This window comes from Iodobacter sp. CM08 (assembly GCF_033446605.1).
Lineage (GTDB): Bacteria > Pseudomonadota > Gammaproteobacteria > Burkholderiales > Chitinibacteraceae > Iodobacter.
The window spans coordinates 1-22,916 of sequence record NZ_JAWQUO010000042.1 but is presented as its reverse complement, the minus strand read 5'-3'; the positions used below and the strand labels follow the sequence as shown (position 1 = coordinate 22,916).

Sequence of the window (22,916 nt, the reverse complement as noted above, 5' to 3'; positions counted from 1 at the left end):
ATGCGTAAACGGAGGCCGTGTGGAAGATGACGTGTTAAGTACGTTAGATACTTCATGGGGGGCACCATCCCATGAATCAAGAAGAATTTCAAAACGCTACCAAATTACATTTCGATTTGTCACGAATAAAGTAGCAACAATATTAGGTCTTTTGTTGGTAATAAGCATGCTGATAAATACAGTAGTTATTGCGACCACAGTGATCCCAGATATAGAAGAATTATACGCTGCAGATGGAACTCCATTTTCCTGCGCCATTAAAGAAAATAAGTAGTCTGGATAAGGTAGAAATTAATGAATAATGACAAGGCTGGGGAATCGATTGCTTTAGAGACAGCTACAGCTACCTTACCAATAGTTAAGGGAGGGGCATCTGCGCACTTGAGTGAGCGCGAATTCAAGGCTGGACAGTCAGTAGGAAATATTGAATTAGTTGAAAAAGTTGAACAAGCTGAACATAACGAGCGGGCGATTCGTTACAAATCAGTGATGTATCTAACGATCGGTTTAGGCGTGTCATTAATTGGGAACATTTTAATGATTCACGGATTTTCTGGGATGCCGAAAAAAGTTCCTATTGCTATGTCTGCTCAGGGTGCAAATGCCATTTGTCAAATTCCGCTTCTTGACCGGCCATTCATCGGGACACCAACTGTCCAAGCATTTGCAGTAGAAGCCATTACTGAACTGAGTTCTTTTGACTCAATGAATTGGCAGACGCAGATTAATAATGCATCAGCCAAATATTTGACTGATGAATTCAGAAATCAATATTTAAAAGTTTTCGAAAATTCAACATTCGTCAAAGAAATTTTAGCAGTTGGTGGCATTGCTCAAATGCAACCAGCAGGGCGCGTTCAATTACTTGCAGCTGGTGTTGGTGCTTCTGGTTCATACGAATGGGAAGTTTCTATACCAATTGATCTGTACGTGAAAGCAGGCCAAAAGGCTCAACCACGAATCGCTTACGCCACTACTATGCGAATTAAACAAATAACACCCAATCCATCGAATTTCCGTGGGCTGGCTGTGGACAGCATTTCTATCGGAGCGAGGGTGGACCAGAAATGAGATTGTCAATAATTTACTTTGCTGTGATGGTCTCTACAGCGATCAGTAACGAGGCATTTGCTGATGTTCCAGCGCCCGTTTACAACAATCAAGGGTTGCAGAAAGATCGAAAGGTTACTGTGCAAAACCAGTCTCAACTAGGGCAACAGCAACAACAGGAACCAATAGGGCCCCCGCCAATTATCGTTCCCAGATCAAAGTTACCGGCAGATGTAGTACCTCCGGGCGCGTTAGCGAGACAGGTAGGGGCTGCAATTTCAGAATACACAACTCAGTCAACTTTGAATCCAGGGCAAATAACTGAAATCAAAGGGTCCATTCAAGAAGCTCAGAGAGTCCAAAGCTATCCATATACAACATCATATGTTCCTCGCCCCGTCAATCGCAGATTGGACATTAGTGTTGATTTGTTAGATGAACCCATCATGATTAATACGGCACTGGGAATGCTGACAACATTCGTATTTCTGGATGTTGAGGGTTCGCCTTGGCCTATCTCGGATGTCGCGTTTGATGAAGATGTTTTCAAATCGCCAGATAAGGAAGCTAATTCAACAAAATCAAGCAACATTTTCAGGCTTCAACCGAAACAGGCATATGCATATGCAAACATCACATTTACCCTCCAGGGGCGGGAAAATTCTCCAATTACGTTCGTTGTAAACACAGGTCATGGACAAACCGTAGACCAGCGAGTTGATTCCAGAGTTGAAGGTAAAAATCCGGCGTCAAAAATAAGGCCAACTGCACTAGCGGGTAATTCTTCTCATGACCAATATTTAGATGCTTTTTTGTATGGTCCCGCACCTAAAGGCGCTAGGCCACTATTTATAGGCAATGACTCTAAAAAAACAGCATGGGCTTTCAATGATGCTATTTATTTGAGGACCACAAATGATTTGATAACACCTGCACATCTGGCAATTGGTGGAGCATCAACCGGAATGCGAGTTTATAAGATACCTAATGTACGCCGTATTTATTGGTCAGTAGGCGGTAAACCTCAATTTGATACACTACTTGATATGCCGGAGTCTAAATAAATGGCTGAAAAAGAAACGTCTGCTAACAGTATTGCAAGATTAAACATTGCGAAAACCTTCGGTAAAGGTACTAAAGCAAGACTGTATATAAGCATCCTATTTGCATTTTTTATAGCAATTATGTTCATTGCATACCAGTCATTTCCAGGAAATAAAACTGCAAAAGATACTGCTCAAAGAAGTAATGACGTTGCTGGTGAGAACGCAAAAGTAGAAAAGGATCAATTTGTAAGCAATACGGAAGAAGCAACTGCACAGGTTGAAGCTCAGAAACGAGCTGCGGAATTGGCGAAAAGTGAAGGAAAGGCCTTCATTGGTGACCCGGTTAAAATGGCAAGCCAGCCTGAAGATTTTAATATTTCAAATCAAAATCAAGTTACCAATATTTTTGATAGTAAATCAGTAACTGTAAATGGGAAGCCAAATCCTTTTCAAACAGCCTCGGGTACGCAGCAAGCTGGTAAGCCCCTTTCGCCTGCAGATCAACAAAAAGAAGCACTTGCAAATTATCAGCAGCGTGTACAGCAGCAGCTACAAGCTAATCAAGTAGCGCAAGGGCAAGGGCAAGGGCAAGGGCAAGGGCAAGGGCAGCTACCTCCTCTTCCTGTCCAAATGTTTGACGTTGTTGATTCAGATGGATCAGTTCAACGAATGACAGCCGCAGAATACCAAGCATATCAAGCGGGTATCTCTAAGCAGGCCACAGAAGTTCGTACTGAAATAAATAAACAAGTGGAAAAAATTTATCTTGCAGCGAGTGGTAAAGAAAATAAGGGCTACACAAAGTATAGTTACCCGGAATATAAGCGACCTGTGGCGACAGCAAGTAACGGAGTATCCGCTGTAAAAAACACTCCCCAAGGACAAAAGGCAAATAAAGCTAAACCGTTGATTCTTGCGGGACAGGGAATGTATGGAACTTTGGATTTGGGCATTAACACTGATGATGGCTCATCAGAAATTGCAGTTGCGATAAGAGGTGGCCAATTCTCAGGAGCAAAGGCTTTTGGATCACTCTCTAAAGGTGCTGATGATATTTCAGGCCGCTTAAATCGAATGCAATATAAAGGGCAAATCTATGCCATTGATGCAGTTGTTCTTGACTCTGCATCAATGGCTCGGGGCCTTGCGGACGCTAAAGAGCGACACTATTTCCAACGGTTTGGTGGGCTTTTAGTTGCTTCGATTTTTACGGGTGTAGGTAAAGCAGCAACTCTGTCAGCACAAGCAGGTGATGTAATTGTTGGTGGCGGTGGAACAAATACAGTAATAACTAAAACCGATCCATTAAATGGCAAACAAGTTGCAGGAATAGCTCTTGGCGAAGTAGGGGTTGCGGTTGGCCAAGAAATAGCAAAAAGAAATATATCTCTTCCTGATACTTTTATAGCTCATCAAAATAAAGACGTAGGCATCTACTTTTTAAATAATGTCTATGAACCAGAGGTGAAGTGACATGAGTGAAAACCAAGTTGAACTACCTGAATTTAATGAACCGAAAGTTAAGAAGAACAAAACAACTCCAATACTAATTGGAGCACTCGCTTTTCTTTTTATATTCATCTCTGTAGTTGGGGTCCTGATCTATAGATGGCAGCATAAAGCTCAAAAAGGGTTAGAGCCTCTTGCTCCTGTGTCTGAAGTAACTCAGTCATTGCCACAACAACCAAAGCAGCAGCAACCACAGCAGCAGCAGCAACAACAACAGCAACAACAGCAACAACAGCAACAGCAACAGCAGCAGCAACAGCAACAGCAGCAGCAACAGCAGCAGCAACAGCAGCAGCAACAGCAGCAGCAACAGCAGCAGCAGCCTCAACAGGGCTTAAATACTAATGGTCAAATAAATCAAGTCCGTCATGACCCCTTTGTTCAAAACCAGGAGTTAGCAAAGCCTCAATCCGTATCTATTTCAGAGGCAAAAATTGACTTACTACTGACAAAACTTGATGAGCTATCTGCAGCTCAGGTAGATCAGGGGGCTCGACTTGCTCGTTTAGATGAACAACTGAGTTTATTGGTAGCTAAGCAAGAAGCAAGTATAAAAGCAGATCGGGAGCATCGAGTGGCATTAAATCAACAAAGTCAGCTAAACGCGCTTTCACAACAACAAAATCAACCCGTAAAAAAAAATACAGTAAAAGCTAAGCCAGCACCAGCAGAGCGCACCCCTGTTAAAAAATCGAGTTGGTACGTTTCTACTGCAATTGGAAATCGAGTTTGGATTTCAAATGGTATTGAAGAACGTTCAATTGCATCAGGTGAAAGAGTAGAGGCTTTAGGAATGGCGGAAACAGTTGACCCTATTCACAGAACAGTGGTTTTTGATACTGGCATTACGCTCTATACAAAAAATGCAGACTAAGAGTTAAAACAGAATGAAAAAATTTAAACTATATTTTGTCCAGACATTTTTATTAATGATGGCTCAATCCGCTTATGCAGGGCCAGCGGGAGCTAATCCAGCAGATGCGCTTCAAATCTTGAGGAACATTTCTATTTCGTTTCCTGGAATTTTGAAATTTTTATATATTTGCAGTGCAGCAATTGGAATTTACATGATTGGAAATGCTCTTTATTCATCATTTAAATTAACAAATAACAATAACAGTGCGTGGTCAGGTAGGTCTCCTCCCCAAATTTCTTCAATAACATCAGGGTTATTAATTGGGGTTATTTTAACTGCGCCTATATTTTTCCAGGTTGCAATTGGCCGGGCAATTTTTGGTGGGGACGTTTTAACAGATTCAGCATTTTTGATCCAAACACATACAATGAATTCGAGTCAGAAATTTGTTTATGAAGCAATTATGAATTTAGGATCAATTGCGGGGACGTTATTTTTTATTGCTGGATGGTTAAAAATTGATGCTTATCACAAAGGAATAGAGCAGAAATGGACCCCTGGCGCAATTCAAGCGTTGGGTGGCTGTGCATTATTTTTTCTACCAAATTTAATTGATATGCTCATGAAGTGGACCAAATGGAATTTTGTTGCAACTATGGTTGTGTGACCGGCATCAGCCATGTGATGCGTCTCTTATATGCAAAATGCAAAAAAAAAATCTTACACAGGGGACAATGCTGTGATTTGTCGATGATTGCCTGTTTTTTTACTTCCCTATTTGTCCAGATACCCACAAAATAAATATTTTCTGGAATCATAAATTCCAATAGTCATCTGTCTAAATTGAGGAGTTTGAAAGATGGTATTGAACGGTATTAATTGTTTATCTAAACAAGCGCGTATTAAATCATTGGCCATGTTTTTAATGTTCCATGCTTATTCAGCGGCATATGCAGGAGCAGACCAATACAATGCTAAGGGCGCTACGGGCGCTACTCTTTTGGATTACCAACAACAAGCAGCAGATCCATCCAAGAAACTGACAAATACAACAGCAAATCTTGGTGCAATGATGGCCGATATGCTTAATTTGTTCCTTATGGGTTGTACATTTGTTGGTTTGATTTTAGTTGGTATCAGTGTATTTGGCATATGGAAGGCAAGTAAAGACGAAAGAGAGTCCCCAAAACATGCGCCTATGGGAATTATCGTTGGCGTATTAATGACTTGCATTACTACTATTGCTTTCCTGGTCCGTAACAACGTAATTGGCTAAATATGAAAATTGCCCGTCCAATGGCGGGTGATTTGAAGGTTAAAAATGGGTCTTCTTAGTTACGAACAAACGGCAACTGCAGCAGGACGATCAACCAATGCATCAGTAGATACCACACTTGTTAATGTAGGGGATTTATTAGCTGATGGCCTTAATGTTGCATTAATTGTATTTGCTGCGATGGGCTTTGTTTTAATTGCATACGCACTATGGTCGAGTCATCAACACACTTCAACAAATGGTCAATCTGGACTTGGACCAGGTAAAGCATCTTCTACAGCAATAATAGGTGTATTACTAACTATGATTCCAACTTTAGCCTTCCTAATGAGAAATTCACTTCTTAGTTAATATCGTAAAGAGCAAAAATAATGATCCTTGGTGAATCAATAAAATACAGAAAAGAAAACGGAAAAAGTTGTTCGATCTGTTTGTGGAGTGCGGAATCTGAAATTGCCTCACCAATTCACCAAGGATCATTAGAGGTTGGAAATTATCAATGCCCTGTATGTGCAATGACTATGAACATAAAATTGGATAACTGCAGGAAGCAGTTAATACCAATATATTTGCCAGAAATTAGTCAGGCTGACCTGAATGTAATAATGATTACGTCTGCATATTTGCATTCTAAGGCAATCAATGTTCTTGCTCCGTCAAGCAATAGCAATGCTGCTGAGCGGATGCTTGCTGATAAAATTAAAGCTATCGCTGGAGGTGTTCCGGCCAATCTGCAGCAGAGATCCTTAGTTTTTGCAAACATGTTTTATTCGAATGTACATGTAAAGGCAAAACTGGAAAGTGAAGTTAACTTTTCAAAATACGGATTACTTGAAGCTGATGTAAAAAACATCATTAAAGAACCAACCTGGCTTGTAGATGCTTTATTAGAATCGAGTGAGATAACTCAAGATCAACTTGGTGGTGTTCGCCTTTTAATTAAACCACAAGGTCTTTTAATAAAAAATTCAGCACCCGGTGTCGGCTCGTCAACATTAGTGGATGTTGTGTCATCTCAGAAAAGTGAGCCATCTAGTTTTGATGATTGCATGAAACTATTCTTAGATAATTCAAAATTAATCCATGATTTTGTTTCAGAAGTCGCGAGTCAATAATGTTGATTGGGATAGCATTAATTGCAAATGATTCAAAAAGGACCGCATCCATATATTTATCAAATGATGACTTTGTATCAAATATATCTATTTATGATATTCCAATTGTTAATGCTGATTATATTTGGACGAATTTAACTGAAGCGGAACTTTGGTCAGAAAAATTAGGTAGTTACCAACATATCAAACCTAATGATTGGATGCCAACGGAACTGTCAGTGCTACTTGATGAGCTTAGTGCGTATGGGCAAGATGCGTCCAAAAAAACTGCGCTAGTAGTTTCTCGTGCTTTAGAAGCTATAAAAATAGCATTGCCTCGCATTGAGTTTTTAACATCACAAATTTCAAATGACATTTCTAATTATGTAATGCCACAATTAGCGTTTGATTTTTCAGAAATAGGCTCGAAGTCGTTCAATAAATCCATAATTATGGATGCAGGGTCAGATGCCTTTGTTTACGAGGTAAGGCCTAATAGGGCTGCTCATGCGAGAACAGTTTTATCAATTGCTTGTAATACAGAGAACTGGATAAGAATTTCAGAGCCTAGTCTTGAAATGGCGATTTCAACTATAAGCATTTCGAGTTGCTCGTTAACATCGATAGCGGCTTCTAGTTTCATTAAAAATATTTATTCATTTGGTGCTGGGAATTTTACTCGGCAAACTATGCTATCAAGCTTAGAAATATTAATGGCTCTTGCTAGATATCGCATTACTGTGAATGAAACGTGGATTCCAGTTCAGCCTCGGTTGCACCCATGTGCAGAAGTTTTGGCGCATGCTGGCCATTTCACATTTTCTAGTTTGAGTTTGGGACTTGCCCATGAGTGTTTTTTAGCTGCTGCCGGATCTTGCGTTACTCATGGAAAAACACCACCTTCAAATGCGATTATTGCTGCTTCTGATCGGGCATATCTTATGCCAAGTGTTATTAAATTAGCAGTAATTGGAGCAGAAATAACCGGGTATGGTTCTGGGAAAATAACCATTAAATGTGATGCTAAAACAAAAGTTGCTGTTCAAGAATTTACAAAGAAAAACGGGATGACAATTGCAAGAAAACGAAGCCGTTTACAATACAAAGGCAAAGAGTCTGAGTTAATTTATTTATCGAGTTAGATCATGATTAGTCATTATATTGAGTTGCTAAAAATGCCTGAAGAGCAAGTAATTCTTGCTTTATACACAACGTATTCAAGGGGCAAAGTGGCTGAGCTAGATGAGATAGCATGGTTAAGTTCTGAACAGCAGTCCAATAAGATTGATCAACTAACAAGGTTAAATTGAATGTCAAAAGGATTTGGATTTATTGCAGGTATTGATGCCATGATTACGTCTGTAATGGCAGCTTTACGATTTCATATCAATGATTATTGTGAATTAGCAACGACTGAAGGTAAATATAACTTAGTAGGTGTTGATGGATCAATTGGCTCTGTTATTGAGTATGAAGGATTCATGTCTTTAATAAATGAAGCTGAATACTTAGAATTCCTTGAAATAATTAGTACAGGATTATCTGTTTATTTCGATAAACGCGCCCACTCAATGCAGGTGGTTTTTAGTACGGATGACAAATCTGATGATCTGATTCGGACAATTCAAAACCCATCGTATGAAACTGCGCGTCGACTGCAATTAAATGGTATGGATGAAATTTTAGATGATTCTCGCCTGGCTATGGCTTCTTCAACGGCTGCCGAAAAGTGTTATATCGTACTTTGGACAGCAAAGGGTGCACTTGCTCCTCTTGAAGCACAAATTGAACAGAAGCGCCTTAAGGACCTTGCTAATGGGAAAGTGCCGCCACTTCGTGAAGCTCAAAACCCATTAATAACTTCTAAACAATTAAAAGATTTGCACAATGCATTTGTGCAATCTATGTTAATCCGTTTTCAACAGGGTGGAGCACTAACCAACCTTGTAGATGTTCATACTATTATTGGAAATCAAAAGAGAAATCTTTATAGGGAGAAGATAGGACCTACGTGGGTCCCTATTTTACCGGGTGATCCATACCTGACCCGTTGGAAGCAAAATAATAGTAATGATTTTAGTGTTTTTTTGCCCCCTCCACTTGATGCCCAAATCATGCAGGGTGAGGGTGAGATTGGGTCAAAGAAATCTGATATTGATTTTACAGACTCCCGTGCTGCAAAGCTCGGAGACAATGTATTTGCACCAGCATACTTCATTACAATGCCATTAGAGCCTCGTTATTTTAATGATTTATTTGCATCAATGAATCGGGTATTTACGACTAACTCCGCTGGTAAAACAACAAAAATGCCCTGGGCTATTTCTTTTCACATTACTGGCGATGGAATGAGCACAGGAGGATTTACTCGACTATTTTCGTCAATATTAGGCCCACTATCTCAAGACAATAAAGATTTAGCAGCTGCATATAATAAGCTTGAGGATTACAGCAAGCTGGGAGGCTGCGTTGTAAAGTATCAAATTTCAGCGGTTACATGGGCACCATCAAAAGAAAAGGACGAATTAGCGATTAGACGAAGCCGTTTAATTGCTACGTTATCAGGCTGGGGGAACGCGTCAGTTTCTGATGAAACGGGTGATCCGCTTTTAGGTCTTGTCTCTACGATCCCAGGATTATCTCCATATTCAGATGCTCCTGCTACAGCTGCGCCATTAAGTGATGCTTTAAAAATGTTGCCATTTTCACGGCCATCAAGCGTATTTTCAGGCGGGCACTGCCCATACCGGACTTTAGACGGGAAAGTAATGAGATGGGAGATGTTCTCATCACATCAATCAGCTTGGATTACTTTGATCTGGGCGATTATGGGTTCTGGTAAGTCCGTTTGGCTAAATAGAAACAATATTGAAATGTGCTTGATGCCTGGTTTAAAACAGCTGCCATTTATTTGTGCAGTGGATATTGGCGTGTCTTCAAAAGGATTTATTGATTTAATTCACTATTCGTTGCCAGCCCATTTAAGACACTTAGCTATTTACGAACGAATTCAAAATTCACCCGAATACGCTGTAAATCAGATGGATACAAAGCTGGGGTGCCGCAAACCACTTCCTCATGAACGAGCTTATGTTCTAAGTTGGTTACTGGAATTAGTAACTCCACCAGGAAAATTACCTCATCATTTCATGGGGGATTTAGTTGCGCGATTAGTGGATAGGGCATATCAAAAGTTCTCAGATAAAGTTGAGGGCAGTTCGCCAAAAGAATATGGGCATGGTGCTGATAAACGCGTATCAGATGCTGTGGACTCATGCGGCATTATTCATAACTCACAAACAACCTGGTTTGAAATAGTAGACAAACTAGCTCTTGAACATGGACTTTTTGTTGAAGCTGAAATCGCTCAACGATATGCATCGCCTACTATTCAAGATTTAATGCCTCTGCTTACTGAAGCGGACATTAAAACTGAATTTGGGGGGGCTGTTGATAATCAAATGAATGTAATTGACGAGTTTAAAATCCGCGCATCAACAGCGCTTTCGAATTTCAAAGTATTTAATGGTTACACTCGATTTGATGTTGGTTCAGCTCGCGTTATGGCAATTGATTTACAGGATATGGTCACAACTGGCACGCCTGAAGCGCAAAAAGCGGCAAGTCTTTATTTTGCTATGGCAAGGACCTGCTTCATTAAAAAAATTAATTTGTCAGAAGAGGACTTGAAGCAAGTTCAGCCTGAGTATAGGAATTATTATGAAAAAATATTTAAAAATAACCAAGAAATTCCAAAGCGTATTTCTTACGACGAATACCATAAAACTGGTGGTTCGGAAAACTTGCGGAAAATTATTGATGCAGATGGCCGGGAGGGCAGAAAGTGGCTATTAGAAGTCATGCTTGCATCGCAAAAGCCCGACGATTTTGGCTCTCTTGCTGAGTTAGCGACCGTTAAAATTATTCTTAATGCAGGTAATGCGGGTAGCCAGGCCAACATCAAAGCAATTTATGGACTTTCAGAGACGGAATTGTCTTCACTAAAAGAGTATGTGCATGGTCCTACTCCACGCGGTGCAACATTTATGGCAAAAGTTGCAACCAAAGGGGGAGATAAAACTCAGCTATATACCTCCCAGCTTGGGTCAATCACCATGTGGGCTTTAACAACAACAGCTGAGGATAGAGCATTACGTACAGCTTTATATAAGCGGATACCAAATCCAATTAATGCTTTGAAAATGTTAAAAATTCATTATCCAGAAGGATCATGTAAGGCGTCAGTTGATGCACTTAAGTCTGACGAAGATGCATTAAGAAAGGTACTAGGCAGTTCAGAAGTAGATGAAGACAATCCCTTTGCTGATGCCTTGGCTCAAAAAATTTACCAAGACTATATGCACCGCCTTAGCAAGGGGGAATTTGAGGTTTCGATTAATGCGATGGCCTACGCCTGACAACGTATTTGAATTAACTTAGTGGATTAATAGGTAATGGCCAAGCTTATATTAAAAGGCACAACAAGGGCGAATGAAATCCGAGTCGATAAACTTCGACCGGATACGCGTACCGTGCTAACAAAGATTTATGCTGACCTTGGAACTACGGAGGGAGTGACTATTGCAATGATCGCAATAGTATCAGTCACGCTCCTTTTCTTGATGGTTCCTATGATGGTGGAGTTTGCTCTGTCATGGATGTTCATCATTTATTTTTTTTGGGTACGGAATGAAAAAAAGAAGTGGGACTTTCCATTTAGAGTACCGAAACATGCAAACATTTTTGATGGGTCTCATGATGGATTTAAAAAAGGAGTTGCCAATTTTTATTTTGGTATTGAACTATCCACTCGTTTAGAAGTTTGGGGGGATAAAGTTGATATTGGGACCCATTTATTAGTTATTGGCACAACCGGCTCCGGAAAAACTGAAGCATTACTTGGGCTGGCATTTAATGCCTTAGTGCACCTTTCATCATTTGCCTTTATTGATGGTAAAGGTGATCCAAAGTTATGGGAAAACGTAACACGTATTGCCATTATCTTGAATCGGCAAATCGATCTATTAATGCTTTCTTTTTTGACTGGCGGCGTAAATTATGCCGAGCGGCAGGAAACGAAAGTGACTAATACCTGTGCGCCATATTCTTCAGGCTCAGGAGCAGTTATCTCAGAATTGCAGATTGCTCAAATGGATGATTCTGGCGGTAAAGGAGATATGTGGAAAGGAAGGGCAATTTCTTTCATTCAAGCACTAAATCACCCACTGGTTTATCAGCGGGACTTAGGCCATATCTTGCTTAATCCAAATGCATATATTCCATATTTTGATTTACCCACGTTAGAAAACTTTGCGATGGAATTTAAGGCCTTAGATATAAGCGGGTCTGAAATTAGTTATGCAAATGATGCAATGTTTAAAATCCTAATTAAACCACTTTCAACATTTGTCACCACCTTGCCGGGGTATCAAGAGAATAAAAGAGGTGAGCAAGAGCAAAAAACCTTAGAGCAATTTGGGTTTATTACAATGCAGTTAACTCGATTATGGAACGACATGAGTTACACCTATGGGCACATATATGGTACTGGCCTTGGTGAAATCTACATGTATGACGTTGTCCTGAATAGACGAATATTGGTTGGTGCAATTCCATCACTTGAACGTTCTACTGAGACTCTTTCGATGTTAGGTAAGATGGTGATTGGCCAAATTAAACAAATGATGGGGGGGTCTCTTGGAAATAGAGTTGAAGGGATCACACGTGTAATTATTGATTCAAGGCCAACAAATGCTAACTTCCCATTTCAAGTTATTTTAGATGAATATGGATATTATATTTGTGTAGGCTTTGCCTGTGCCGTCGCGCAGTCTCGGTCATTGGGTTTTTCAATCACTATTGCAACCCAGGACTTAGCATCATTAAAGAAAGGATCTCCTGAAGAGGCTGATGCTACATGGGAAAACACAAATATTCGGATGATTGGTCGCATTACTTCCGGCAAAGAATCTGAAACATGGCGCAAAATTATTGGGCTTGTTGATCAAGCTACTGTTGAAGTGACTGGAGGTAAAGAATTCAGTGCTGGTGATTTCAAGGATTCATATTATTCCAATCGGGATACTCATATTGATAAAGTTGATCGCGTTACTTATGGAGATATTGCCGCTCAATCTCAAGGTGAATTCACGACTTTAGTAGGTAAAAAATTCAGTGATGGAACTCAAGGAGTTGCAGTAATACGTGTCGCAACTTTTTACACTGAAACAAAACGAGTACCAAGTATTCGTCTGAACCATTTTTTAGCTGTAAACCCTCCCAGTATTTCTGAGATTAATCGGGCAAAAGGTGCACGTGCCATTTCAAAAGCATTGTCAAAAATGATTATCGATGGGACCTGGGTTAAAGCATTACCTGACTCACAAGGAGAAAAAGCTGCAGGTCTGGAGTATCCGCCTGATTCATCAAGTGCACGAATCATGATGATAAAAAACGGGATTGAGTTGGCCAAGAAATCTCCAGAATTGTTAAGCAATGTTTCGTCTTGCAGTGAAGCATTTGCTGCAACGTACCTTTCAATTTTCGCCGTTGCTCGCATTAAGCAAATGAAAGAGCACAATCAAATTCAGGAGTTAAATAGCCTTGAAGCGGCAAGAAAGAATAAACAAGTAGGTGCTTCTGCCCCCACTACAGTCACTAAAAAGGAAATTCCAGAGCAAATTTCTGTTAATTCAGGTACGAATTCACTAAGTAATAACGAAGCTGGATTTGCTTCGAAAGTAGATTTTACTGCAGTGATAGATGATGCAAATCATAAGTCAATTGTTTCTGGTGAAGACAGTCCTGTAAAAAATGACGACATTAAAGTAAGTAATATTGGGGGCAAAGAACTTGAGCCTGAGATTACTAAACAAACAGAAGTGTCGGAAATCCCAGTTCCGCGAGTGATAGGAACTTCAACCTCGGACGCAATTGTTAAGCTAAAAGTACAAGAATACTTTGCTCAAAAGAAATTGGTTCGTGCACCAGTTTCCTTTGATGATATTGATCAAGCTGAAGTTGAATTTGAACCAGTAAACATCTCACGTATGGCTGGGTCGTCCTTATCAAAGGAAGGTGGGATAGAGAAAATAACCAAAGCAGTAGAGTGCATGATGATGACGTCGGCGTATGGTGTCGGGTCAGGAATGCTCGAAATTAAAAATGCGACAAATGAATTAGTAGATAGCATCGATCAGGCATCCGCATATTACCGAGGCACTGTACCAGAGCCGGAACCAAAGGATGTATTTAAGGCTGCACTACAGCGCATTAAAGCGGTGATTTCAGATACAGAGGATGTTGAATAATGAGTAATCAATTTCAGGTAACGCAAGTTCAAACAGACACCGCTATTTTGCTTATTGATCTTAATTCTGATGGGCAAAAAATATGTTATGCAATCAAATGGAGGGCAGAAGAAAGCTTAGCCTCTATAAGAAACATGCTTTCAGAGAACCTGAAGAAACATAGTGTGTATGAAACATTAAAAATCATTTCGACTGCAATGGGAAGTGATGATTTTTTTGAAAAAATCTCACCTGAATGGCTGCGTGCTCAAGGCCAGTCACGTGCAATTGAGATGGTAAGGGGCGCATTACATTTAAATCAAATTACTGATTTAGCTGTTATTTCTGACATTCGGTATGACCGGTTAAGAAATCTAAAATCCTCCGAGCATCGGGTAATTAATCATAATGAATTAATTTTGCTTTATGCAGCACTGTCTGGTGATAAGCATGATGGGGTTGTTTTAAGTCGAATAGATGAAATTTTCTTTGCCCTAGTCGATGAACATGACAACAGGGTCACAGGATTTTACCCTCAGTCTGGAATTGCCGATTTATTAGCAAAGGCGACGAAGAAACTGAAACTTGCTGCTTACCAAGGGGTAAATAAGCATGTTGCTTAAAAATTTTGTGCCATATATTGCAGATAAGGGAAAAGAATATAAGCCGGTAAGAGCAAATGATATTTCTGATTGCTTGAAGCGTTTGGCATATTCAGAAATTCAGCCTACTGAAGAAACCAAGGTTGGATTTGTGTCCTATTCAGATTTAGATTCAATTGAAAATTTAGTTACGGTTGTTGATCCAAATGGACGTATATTAATTATCACCTTGCGTTCGGATGTTAAATCTATACCCGAAGGAGAAAGTCTAAAGGAAATTAAAAGAATTGCAAAAGAGCGCAAGTTAGATATTAAGTCATTGCCCAAGAAAGAAATAAAAGCTCTTCAAAAGGAAGCCCGTATCAAGTTGATGCCGACAGCACCAGTTAAAACAACATTACACCATTTGGTATTTGATTGTCGCGAGTGTAAGTTGCTTGTTTGTGAGTCGTCAGTAAAGGCGGCAGAAAAAGTTGCAACAATTTTCTTGAATAGCCTTGCGATGCTAGGCGACCGAGCTCCTAAATTGGTTCCATTGCAATTAGATGCCGAAATAATTATTGGCTGTTTTACGGCATGGCTTAAAGAAAAAATAGCGGCACAGCCATTCAACCTGGGAAACTATGCATATTTGATTGACGCTGCTGATGAAGATAAGCCTACAGCTAAACTTGACCACCATGATTTAACAGTGGAGGAGGTTGGTCGTCATTTGGGTTCTGGAAAAAAAGTGAAAGAGATATTATTAAGGTACGATAATGATATAACTTTTATTGTCACAACTGATTTGGTTTTTAAAAAAGTCACTGCGACGAAGAATCTGCAAGCTATGTTGAAAAAAGAGAGTGAAAACTCCTTAATGGCACCACTTTCTCTCATGTATATAAAGTGTGATATGTCCTTAACTGAATTGCTGGAGGTGATAAATGATGCTGCTTAATCAAGTTTCAGGAACGTTAGACAAGCGCTTCGTACCCATTGAATATTTGAATGATGACCCATATCAACAAGCTTTGTTTGATGGCCCTGCCTTTCGTGCGGTTTTTGGAGAGAATGGCGAAGAAGAAATAAATGTTCTTTGGAGTGGGCTGATTTTTGAAGCATTTATTTATGGTTCGAACCGCGAAGTTGTCTTTCATTTATTGGTAAATGAAGAAGAAAACATTGCCATGATTATGGAATCTCCCGTTTCGATTGACCAAGCTGATTTGCTGCTGTCGGAAGTTGAAAAATTCAACCATTTGGCAAAATTCTCTGAATTATTGCCGTTTGTCGAGTTACCGTGATGGATGATTTAAAAGACTCCGAACCTTTATCAAAAGCCCATGAGCAAAAAAAACCATCTAAGTTAGTAAAGTATCATCGTGCTCACGTGAAAGTAGTTTCAAAGATTGTCAATGTTGATGGCGCAAAGTCAATTGCTTCGATGGCCAAAAAAGTTGGTAAATCTGCTGTGTCGGAACTTTGCCCGCGTTGTGGTATTGGGTTGATCCCCGCATGGGAAAACAAGGATGAGTGTTGTGCTAAATGTGGTTACATCAGAGTGTATGAAGTAACTGCAGATCGACGTGAAGAATTATTGAGCCAATTCGACCATTTGACGATTGATGATGTAAATAACATCTTGAAAAATCACCGATTTCTCACGCGATTTTTTTACTCGGCATCAATAGCGTGCTTGTTATTGTCTGTTGGTTTCATATTTTACGATGCATTTTTTTATTCTTCAATTTTTGTTATGATGTCATTAGCTCAAGTAACGATTGGACTGAAACATTCATATTATCATTGGTTAATTGTGACTGATCACATGTTTGTCCCAAATAAGTTTTCAATTTGGATTCGTGATCATGAAAACTCTCCTTTTTGGCCGGTAGAGTAATTACATATTTTAAGGCTTGATTTTGGACTATTTGCCTCCTCAAAGTAACACGGCATATCCCTACTATGTGGAGGGTCGCAAGGCGAATGTCAATTGCGTAATTCAGAGTGCAAATAAGCATGGACTTGAAGCTAATACATTGCTTGCAGTTTGGGAGCAAGAAGCTGGCCCGCCAGGAAAAATTGTTATTCATCCAAATGGCGCGGTCGATATCGGGGAAATGCAAATTAACCGAAGAACCATCAAGTCTGATTATGCAAAATATGGAATTACAGAGCATCATTTGAAATCTGATGGATGTTATGCCGCAGATTTGGCTGCCCGAAGAATTTCAGATGCAATTGCTACTAGCAGCAGAAAAAAAGGTTATTGGAAGAGTGTTGCTAATTACCATAATTCGAATGAGCCTTTTAACTCTATATATGCCAAACAAATACAAATCCGTGCTGCAAAGTGGGATGCGTTGTTAACTAATTATTTTTCATCAAAGAAAATCCCCATTACCTTCACGCCTAGATAAATTTATAGAAGGAATTTATGAAACAAAATGCTATGTCCATGGCAATTGCTTTGGTCCTGTCAGTGTCGAGTTCTGTATCATTTGCAGCTCCGGCAGCTCCGCAATCAGCCTCACAGTCAAAATTCAAGGACATTCCTCCTTTTATTATTGAGCGAGGACTGATTGTTCTTGATAAAAAGCCCGGCCCTAAAGGGATGACAGCATGGGTTGTGACAAGCGGGAAGGGAACAGATCCAGCAGTCATGTTTACCTCTCCCAATGGCGATATAGCCGTTGCGGGCGTCATTTGGGATACCAAGACTGGGAAAGTTTTGTCAGGTGGTTACCTGCCTGATGCCAAGACCCCAGCAAGTGATGCTTCAGCAAATAAAAGCACTACAGGTGCGTCTGAAAAAGGTATTCATCCTGCAGCCCTCTCAATTAATACAATGAGAGGCTTTTTGGATGGAAAACCACGACCTGCAGATCAATTGCTTTATGTTATTTTTGACCCGACCTGCCCAGTTTGCCATGATTTATATAAAAGACTCCGCCCTTATGTAGCGAATAATTCAATTTCGGTCAAATGGTTGCCTGTTGTTGTCCTGGGTAAGACAGATGCTGACCGTGCAAAAAGTATGGATTCGGTGGCCGCTGCATTTAACATGAAGAACGATGCAGCTGCAATTAATGCCTTGTTTTCCGACAATCGGCCAACGGGCGGTAAGCCGGATAAATCCATTGTTGCTGATCTAATTAAAAATGAAGTATTTCTACGCAGTAGCTATAAGGGCAATGCTGAGCTAGGTCAGGTGGCTGTTCCAACAGCATATTTCTTTACTAATGCTGGTGAGCCAGTTTTGTTAAAAGCTGGTGATCCTGCAGTATTAAAGCAAATCTTACAAGACATTAAAAAATGACAAACGAAACCAAAAAACCAAACAAAGTTAATCCACCTTCAGAATTTTTCCGGCACCTGGAATGTTGGATTGATGTACGATTATTTAATCGTAATCAACATACTGTAGACCTGTTTGTAAAAGGGGGCATTAAAAAAATTAGCGCTGCTCAAAAAGCCTATATCGGTAAAGTTGAGTATCTCGATCAAATCATAGATTTTCCGACATTATTAGGCCAGTTGCCTAAAATTGAAGTTTCACAAGTCGAAATTAATGAAACTAAAGTTGTTAGCAACGATGAAAACAATGTAAGTGATTCAATTAAGCCTGAGATTTTAACAGGCAGTGGATTTAATTACAAAGTTCATCTTGTTTTTGAAAGTAAAAAGAAATATGAACTAATGTCGATTGAAACGGCAGGTGAGTTCACGAAAACACTTAATCAAAACAATGTATCCGATGTTTCAGGTGTAATGCTGACAGCACAAGCTGAAACACGGTTATTTATTGAACAGACGTTTTCTGACGCCTGGCGCGATGCCATGAGTGAAGTTTTATATCAAATTGCGGACGTAAACAATATGGTTTATGTTTCGAAATCAATGGGCGGAGAAAACAATGCAAATACGTTTGTACCCGTTGCATTGCCTTCACCTGGTGTTCATACGAGCCAACCAACTTTCCGTCCTTCTTACCGGGCATCAAGTCACAAGGTCTCGGGTTTTGGATTGCCATCGTGGCCTTTATGGAAATGGGCCCTTTTAGGTGTTTTTCTTATCGGTTCAATGTTTGTTATCGGCACAGCAGTGACGAAGCTGGTAAGCGCTAAATATGCGAAGAACCAGCCGGGGCAAACCAGCAGCCTTAATCTTGGTTCAATTGCACCCGAAGAAATTGGCGCAGTTGTGGCACATCAGAAAACAGCAATTGAGAATGGGGGCGGTGATCCATATTCAGGTGTTGACTCTGGCAATCAGCAGATTGAAAACATGAAAAAAATGGGTCTATCCGTAGGTGATAAGGTCGATTTAGGTTGTCTGGCAAACTAAAATGGCAAAACTTCCTACCGCTGCAGACGCAATTGATCTGGCCCTTGTTTTGGGTGAGGCAGAGAATTTGCCTTTCACGGATAAGATGGTTTTAGTCCGAGCAAGGAATGTATTGCAGTATAGAGAAACCGGATTGGTTTCCATTAAGCGGTGGCGTGAATTGGAAGATGGCGCTTACTTAAGACGGGCCACAGCTGTTATTAACACGATTCAAGCTGATTCATACAGAATTAAATCATTAGCAAAAGAATTGAAGATGATTTTTCATATGAACTGTTTAGATGGAGCTAGTCCTCAAGCGTCAATGGAAGCTGTTAACAGGTTTTGTCGCCGGATTGAGGACTATTCAGCTAAAAGTCGCCAATAAGCTTTTTGTTTTTCAAAGAGATTATGAAAGAGCGCCGCCGTAACCGAGCGGCGCTTTTTTTTGTCTTATTTCGTTATGTAACGACAATGCAAGGGGAAAACTCGGTTAACGCGTTTTATTTTTCCCTCTTCATTGGCAAGTGCAAACCCAATGATCTTTTCATCAGACGTAATGTGGCTGGCAATTGGACTATCGGCAGGCAAGGGGAATTGTAAAACGAACGCTGGAATGGCGCGGGTCGAAGTGCTGAAGCTAGGAACTAAAATGTTGATATAATCACGATCAACTGTAACGGACTCTATAGGCAGTCCAGATATCCAATTCATGCCAACCCCAAAAGTAAGCATGTTCCCGAGATTGTCACGGGATATACCCATTGATTCAGTTATAGAGTATGAAAACTGATAACAATTTAGGTTTTGAGAATCAATTTTTGAAATTTTTCTTAAAACTGGCGGCAATGCGTCGATCCACGCAATGGCTCTGTAAATAAAAGCAAGGTCAATTATTTCTATTTTGACTTCAGAAAATGTTTTTTCGTTGCGCACTATTCCCTCCAAACATATAGAATATCAATAGATTTTACATTACAAAATGGCCGGGTGTATGAGTGGATCTAATAAAATTATTAATGTGACGAACCCTGCTGACTTGTTTAAGGCAGCTCAACAAATGACTGCTCAAAGAAATGCGTCAAGGGCTATAAAGCCGGGTGAGGGGAATACTGTCCCTACAATAAGTCATGTTGACCGAAGCCAATTGCGATCTGATGCAATTGGCAATATTGGTTTTGGTGTCTTTGATACGGCTAGTGTTTCTCACATTAATGAGAATGGTGATAGTAGTCGTTCCATTACACAGGGTGCGCGAGTTAATGCCGCCGCAGTTTATGCTTCAACCCTGCTTGTACAAGCTCTAATGGCTTATCCTGGTGTTAAGGGAGGGGGTACTGAGCAAGAGGATGAAATAATTGACGATATTTTGAAACGAGCTATAGCCGCGACTGACCGGATTGTTCTTGCACTTGGCTTGACTGAAGCCCATCCTCGTTTCGACGGGCATAAGAATCGAATTTTCAAAGAACAGCTAGATTTACTATCTCGTGCGCATATTGCTCGCTATGTTCATGAGTTTGGTGCCGATGATGTTGCTGAGTTGGCAAATCTGCAGGTGAGACTTGCAGAAAAAATTGATAAATCGACCGGGTTAAGTGCGGAAGGGGATGTTTCCTATTTAGATGCCGCAATTGATGTTGCCATAGCAAAGAATTTAGCGATGGTGGATGTTGCGGCAACAATCATTGATGAAATTGGCCGGTGCCGATTTAATTTTGGAGTAAAGGACCCGGTTTTATCTATCGCTTTACCTGCAGCAGAGCATGCTGCTGAAGCGGTAGAAGCCGCTTCACGCCTTATTCTGGGTGACGATTATGGTAAGAACCGCATTAATGACGGCATGGTTGAAATGGCTCTAATTTCATCGGCGGCAAAAATTTACCGGACCAGTTTTACTAACGAGGCTCGGCAATTAATTGACCGGATTGATCAAATGGATGAAGTTGAACGAGCGACAGAGTTTAATAAATATTTAAGTGATAATGGGGCCGGGTGGCCAGGTTTTCCAACGAGTGGAATTCATCAGCAGTTTGATCGTTATTTTTCTGCAGTTATTAATTTTGTAGCTGTTCCTGAAGCCTCTCGAAAAACCTCAAAAAATGACACAACGAATAACTTGGAGATAGATTAATGAGTGAAAACAGCGAAGTTATTATCACTGATCAAATTGCTGATTATTTCGAACCAAAACTAGTGACTACTCTCGGTGATTTTGGTTCTGCTATTGATCCTATGCAAGAATTTAATTCAGAAACTTATTTGATTTCAAGTGTAAATCCAATTTCGACAAACTTTCGTTTGATTCCGGGTTTGAAAGATGTAGCGAATTTACCTGAAGCAGAACTCTTCAAAATTCGCAGTGGTGCAGAAGGTAGCCCGCTGGCCGAAAGAGTTTGTTCATCCGTTGCAGAAACACGTGCTCACGAGCAGGGGTATAAGGTTGCGCCGAATGGTGAGTTGGTGAATGCCGATGTCGCAGAACTTTATGGTGAACTTCCACATCGTGATATGCCGTCACGATCTGCGCAAGACCCAGCAGAATTTACAACGACATCATACGACCAGCCTGGCGTGAGTTAAGAAGGTAATGCGGGTTTTGTGTGGTGATATGGCCGAGTGTCTAAGCACACATTTTTAATGGCTATTTAAAGCAGCCAGTCGGCAGTTATAAAAATGCACTTTGCACCTTCTGCGAAAATACATTTTTTTATGATGTAAATGGTCTTGATGGGCATCTAGCCGTAAACACAGGTCGGATAGTTGATTTCCGGCACGTGGTAACTGGAGCAGTGATCATATGGATAGTAAGGTTCTGAAAGAAGGTATCAAATTAGCACCTATCGAAATCATGGTGGCTACCGAGTTGATGCTGTCATCCCCTGTCGAGAATGGCTTAATGGCAATGACGGAGGTCACGCCTATTGTTCGGCTGGATGAACTTCACTTTATCTTATGCCCGAGAGATATAGATACTGGACCAGCTATGTTCAAGAGCTATGAAAGCGCGACCTGTCTTCAAGTGATTATCGCGATGGAAGAGCTGTGTATCGGACGAATGATGGAAAAGATTTTCTTTTACGCCTCTTATGAAGGAAGCTGGAAGCAAATACATTTCACTGAATTCGATGAGAAACTGATCAAGAAATCATGGACTGAGTGTGACTCTGGCGACTCTCTAATTGGCCCAGTAATTAAACCTATCACACTTGCCGAAATCAATTTATCAGCTTTGACTGATGATTACACATCACCAGCCTTTGGGTATTGGAGGCAGGCGTGCGCAATGTCCAATATTGTATTCTCCGAATTTGAAGATGAAGTTGAAGATAGCTGTCAACTTCAAAGAGATTTTGTGCAAATTGGCGATGCTCGAATAGAAATTAGAAAATACATCGGTGCAAACTTCTTGTTTGCAATTGATAAAGAAGTGCTTGAATTAAGGATTCAGAAAGCAAGTGAGCGTGAAGAATATGTTTTAGCTTTGCCATTTCATAAAGTAGCAGACAGCATTGGCTGGGGGTGCTTTTACAATTTCGTAGATAGGACAGAGCAATCGATTACAGTGATTGAACCAGGCGAACTGCGGCTCATCTACCCAGACTGGCATGAGTACGCTTCGAAAATACGCAATATTGGAGGGCAGATTATCGAAATCTCGCCAAACATAGTTGAAGCCATTCTTGTTACTGAGTTGGACATGACCCAGCCTTCCGGCGGACCCTGCGTACTCTTGAAGCGTGGTCGATATCGCTTAGAATTAATGTAAGCGCTCAGCCCTCCCACCTAGCCAGCTGCTTTAGCCTTCGTTATCTTGTGGGCTCTGATCTTTAACAAATGGCAGCAGCTCGTCAATTCGGCTATTGGGCCAAGTCGGGAGTTTTTC

25 protein-coding genes are annotated in these 22,916 nt (G+C 40.5%); 24 read left to right on the top strand and 1 reads right to left on the bottom strand.

All coding sequences use genetic code 11. The features are described from left to right. Positions 1-19 precede the first annotated feature (19 nt). The 21 genes from R6242_RS18860 to R6242_RS18760 all read left to right on the top strand — a co-directional run bounded on the left by R6242_RS18860 (position 20) and on the right by R6242_RS18760 (position 19,418). Positions 20-274, top strand: coding sequence for a hypothetical protein (locus tag R6242_RS18860; RefSeq protein ID WP_318429846.1), 255 nt, complete (start codon positions 20-22; stop codon positions 272-274). A gap of 20 nt (positions 275-294) precedes the next feature. After that, complete coding sequence (locus tag R6242_RS18855; RefSeq protein WP_318429844.1) at positions 295-1,071, top strand: DotI/IcmL family type IV secretion protein; 777 nt, start codon at positions 295-297, stop codon at positions 1,069-1,071. Then, entirely contained in the window at positions 1,068-2,114 is a 1,047-nt protein-coding gene (locus R6242_RS18850; RefSeq protein ID WP_318429841.1) for a DotH/IcmK family type IV secretion protein, read from the top strand. Before R6242_RS18855 ends, R6242_RS18850 begins: the two co-directional genes overlap by 4 nt. After that, the gene (locus tag R6242_RS18845) at positions 2,115-3,569 is read left to right on the top strand and encodes a DotG/IcmE/VirB10 family protein (RefSeq protein ID WP_318429839.1); all 1,455 of its coding nucleotides are present in this window, start codon (positions 2,115-2,117) and stop codon (positions 3,567-3,569) included. Position 3,570: 1 nt separating this feature from the next. Next, positions 3,571-4,479: a hypothetical protein gene (locus R6242_RS18840; RefSeq protein WP_318429837.1), complete on the top strand. Its 909-nt coding sequence runs from the start codon at positions 3,571-3,573 to the stop codon at positions 4,477-4,479. A 13-nt stretch (positions 4,480-4,492) separates the two neighbouring features. After that, the gene (locus R6242_RS18835) at positions 4,493-5,128 is read left to right on the top strand and encodes a hypothetical protein (RefSeq protein WP_318429835.1); all 636 of its coding nucleotides are present in this window, start codon (positions 4,493-4,495) and stop codon (positions 5,126-5,128) included. A gap of 192 nt (positions 5,129-5,320) precedes the next feature. Then, positions 5,321-5,737, top strand: a complete 417-nt coding sequence (locus tag R6242_RS18830; protein ID WP_318429832.1) for a hypothetical protein — start codon at positions 5,321-5,323, stop codon at positions 5,735-5,737. A gap of 45 nt (positions 5,738-5,782) precedes the next feature. Beyond that, positions 5,783-6,088 carry a hypothetical protein gene (locus tag R6242_RS18825; protein WP_318429831.1) on the top strand — a complete coding sequence of 102 codons (306 nt, stop codon included), beginning with the start codon at positions 5,783-5,785 and terminating at the stop codon, positions 6,086-6,088. Between the two features lie 20 nt (positions 6,089-6,108). After that, the gene (locus R6242_RS18820; protein ID WP_318429830.1) at positions 6,109-6,852 is read left to right on the top strand and encodes a hypothetical protein; all 744 of its coding nucleotides are present in this window, start codon (positions 6,109-6,111) and stop codon (positions 6,850-6,852) included. Next, positions 6,852-7,973: a hypothetical protein gene (locus R6242_RS18815; RefSeq protein WP_318429828.1), complete on the top strand. Its 1,122-nt coding sequence runs from the start codon at positions 6,852-6,854 to the stop codon at positions 7,971-7,973. Before R6242_RS18820 ends, R6242_RS18815 begins: the two co-directional genes overlap by 1 nt. 3 nt (positions 7,974-7,976) lie before the next feature. Continuing rightward, on the top strand, positions 7,977-8,141 hold the full coding sequence (locus R6242_RS18810; protein ID WP_318429825.1) for a hypothetical protein: 165 nt from the start codon (positions 7,977-7,979) through the stop codon (positions 8,139-8,141). Continuing rightward, a complete protein-coding gene (locus R6242_RS18805) occupies positions 8,142-11,249 on the top strand; it encodes a hypothetical protein (protein WP_318429823.1) in 3,108 nt (1,035 codons plus the stop codon). It begins immediately after the preceding gene. Positions 11,250-11,285: 36 nt separating this feature from the next. Continuing rightward, entirely contained in the window at positions 11,286-14,141 is a 2,856-nt protein-coding gene (locus R6242_RS18800; protein WP_318429821.1) for a TraM recognition domain-containing protein, read from the top strand. After that, positions 14,141-14,743, top strand: a complete 603-nt coding sequence (locus R6242_RS18795) for a hypothetical protein (RefSeq protein ID WP_318429819.1) — start codon at positions 14,141-14,143, stop codon at positions 14,741-14,743. The genes R6242_RS18800 and R6242_RS18795 overlap by 1 nt, the downstream gene beginning before the upstream one ends. Continuing rightward, positions 14,733-15,662 (top strand): recombination-associated protein RdgC, encoded by a 930-nt coding sequence (rdgC, locus tag R6242_RS18790; protein ID WP_318429817.1) that lies wholly within the window; start codon positions 14,733-14,735, stop codon positions 15,660-15,662. The genes R6242_RS18795 and rdgC overlap by 11 nt, the downstream gene beginning before the upstream one ends. After that, the gene (locus R6242_RS18785; protein ID WP_318429815.1) at positions 15,649-16,008 is read left to right on the top strand and encodes a hypothetical protein; all 360 of its coding nucleotides are present in this window, start codon (positions 15,649-15,651) and stop codon (positions 16,006-16,008) included. The genes rdgC and R6242_RS18785 overlap by 14 nt, the downstream gene beginning before the upstream one ends. Then, positions 16,008-16,604 carry a hypothetical protein gene (locus tag R6242_RS18780; protein ID WP_318429813.1) on the top strand — a complete coding sequence of 199 codons (597 nt, stop codon included), beginning with the start codon at positions 16,008-16,010 and terminating at the stop codon, positions 16,602-16,604. Before R6242_RS18785 ends, R6242_RS18780 begins: the two co-directional genes overlap by 1 nt. 22 nt (positions 16,605-16,626) lie before the next feature. Next, positions 16,627-17,124 carry a transglycosylase SLT domain-containing protein gene (locus R6242_RS18775; protein ID WP_318429811.1) on the top strand — a complete coding sequence of 166 codons (498 nt, stop codon included), beginning with the start codon at positions 16,627-16,629 and terminating at the stop codon, positions 17,122-17,124. A 17-nt stretch (positions 17,125-17,141) separates the two neighbouring features. Next, positions 17,142-18,023 carry a hypothetical protein gene (locus R6242_RS18770; RefSeq protein ID WP_318429808.1) on the top strand — a complete coding sequence of 294 codons (882 nt, stop codon included), beginning with the start codon at positions 17,142-17,144 and terminating at the stop codon, positions 18,021-18,023. Next, on the top strand, positions 18,020-19,051 hold the full coding sequence (locus R6242_RS18765) for a hypothetical protein (RefSeq protein ID WP_318429805.1): 1,032 nt from the start codon (positions 18,020-18,022) through the stop codon (positions 19,049-19,051). Before R6242_RS18770 ends, R6242_RS18765 begins: the two co-directional genes overlap by 4 nt. A 1-nt stretch (position 19,052) precedes the next feature. Next, positions 19,053-19,418, top strand: a complete 366-nt coding sequence (locus R6242_RS18760) for a hypothetical protein (RefSeq protein ID WP_318429803.1) — start codon at positions 19,053-19,055, stop codon at positions 19,416-19,418. A 65-nt stretch (positions 19,419-19,483) separates the two neighbouring features. Here the strand turns inward: R6242_RS18760 and R6242_RS18755 are convergent, their stop codons facing one another. Beyond that, a complete protein-coding gene (locus tag R6242_RS18755) occupies positions 19,484-19,966 on the bottom strand; it encodes a hypothetical protein (protein ID WP_318429801.1) in 483 nt (160 codons plus the stop codon). Positions 19,967-20,024: 58 nt separating this feature from the next. Between R6242_RS18755 and R6242_RS18750 the strand changes: the two genes are divergently transcribed. From R6242_RS18750 to R6242_RS18740, 3 genes are all read left to right on the top strand, one after another. Continuing rightward, complete coding sequence (locus R6242_RS18750) at positions 20,025-21,164, top strand: hypothetical protein (protein ID WP_318429799.1); 1,140 nt, start codon at positions 20,025-20,027, stop codon at positions 21,162-21,164. Beyond that, positions 21,164-21,613 (top strand): hypothetical protein, encoded by a 450-nt coding sequence (locus R6242_RS18745; RefSeq protein ID WP_318429797.1) that lies wholly within the window; start codon positions 21,164-21,166, stop codon positions 21,611-21,613. The genes R6242_RS18750 and R6242_RS18745 overlap by 1 nt, the downstream gene beginning before the upstream one ends. A gap of 217 nt (positions 21,614-21,830) precedes the next feature. After that, positions 21,831-22,799 (top strand): hypothetical protein, encoded by a 969-nt coding sequence (locus R6242_RS18740; protein ID WP_318429795.1) that lies wholly within the window; start codon positions 21,831-21,833, stop codon positions 22,797-22,799. The last annotated feature ends 117 nt before the right edge of the window (positions 22,800-22,916 follow it).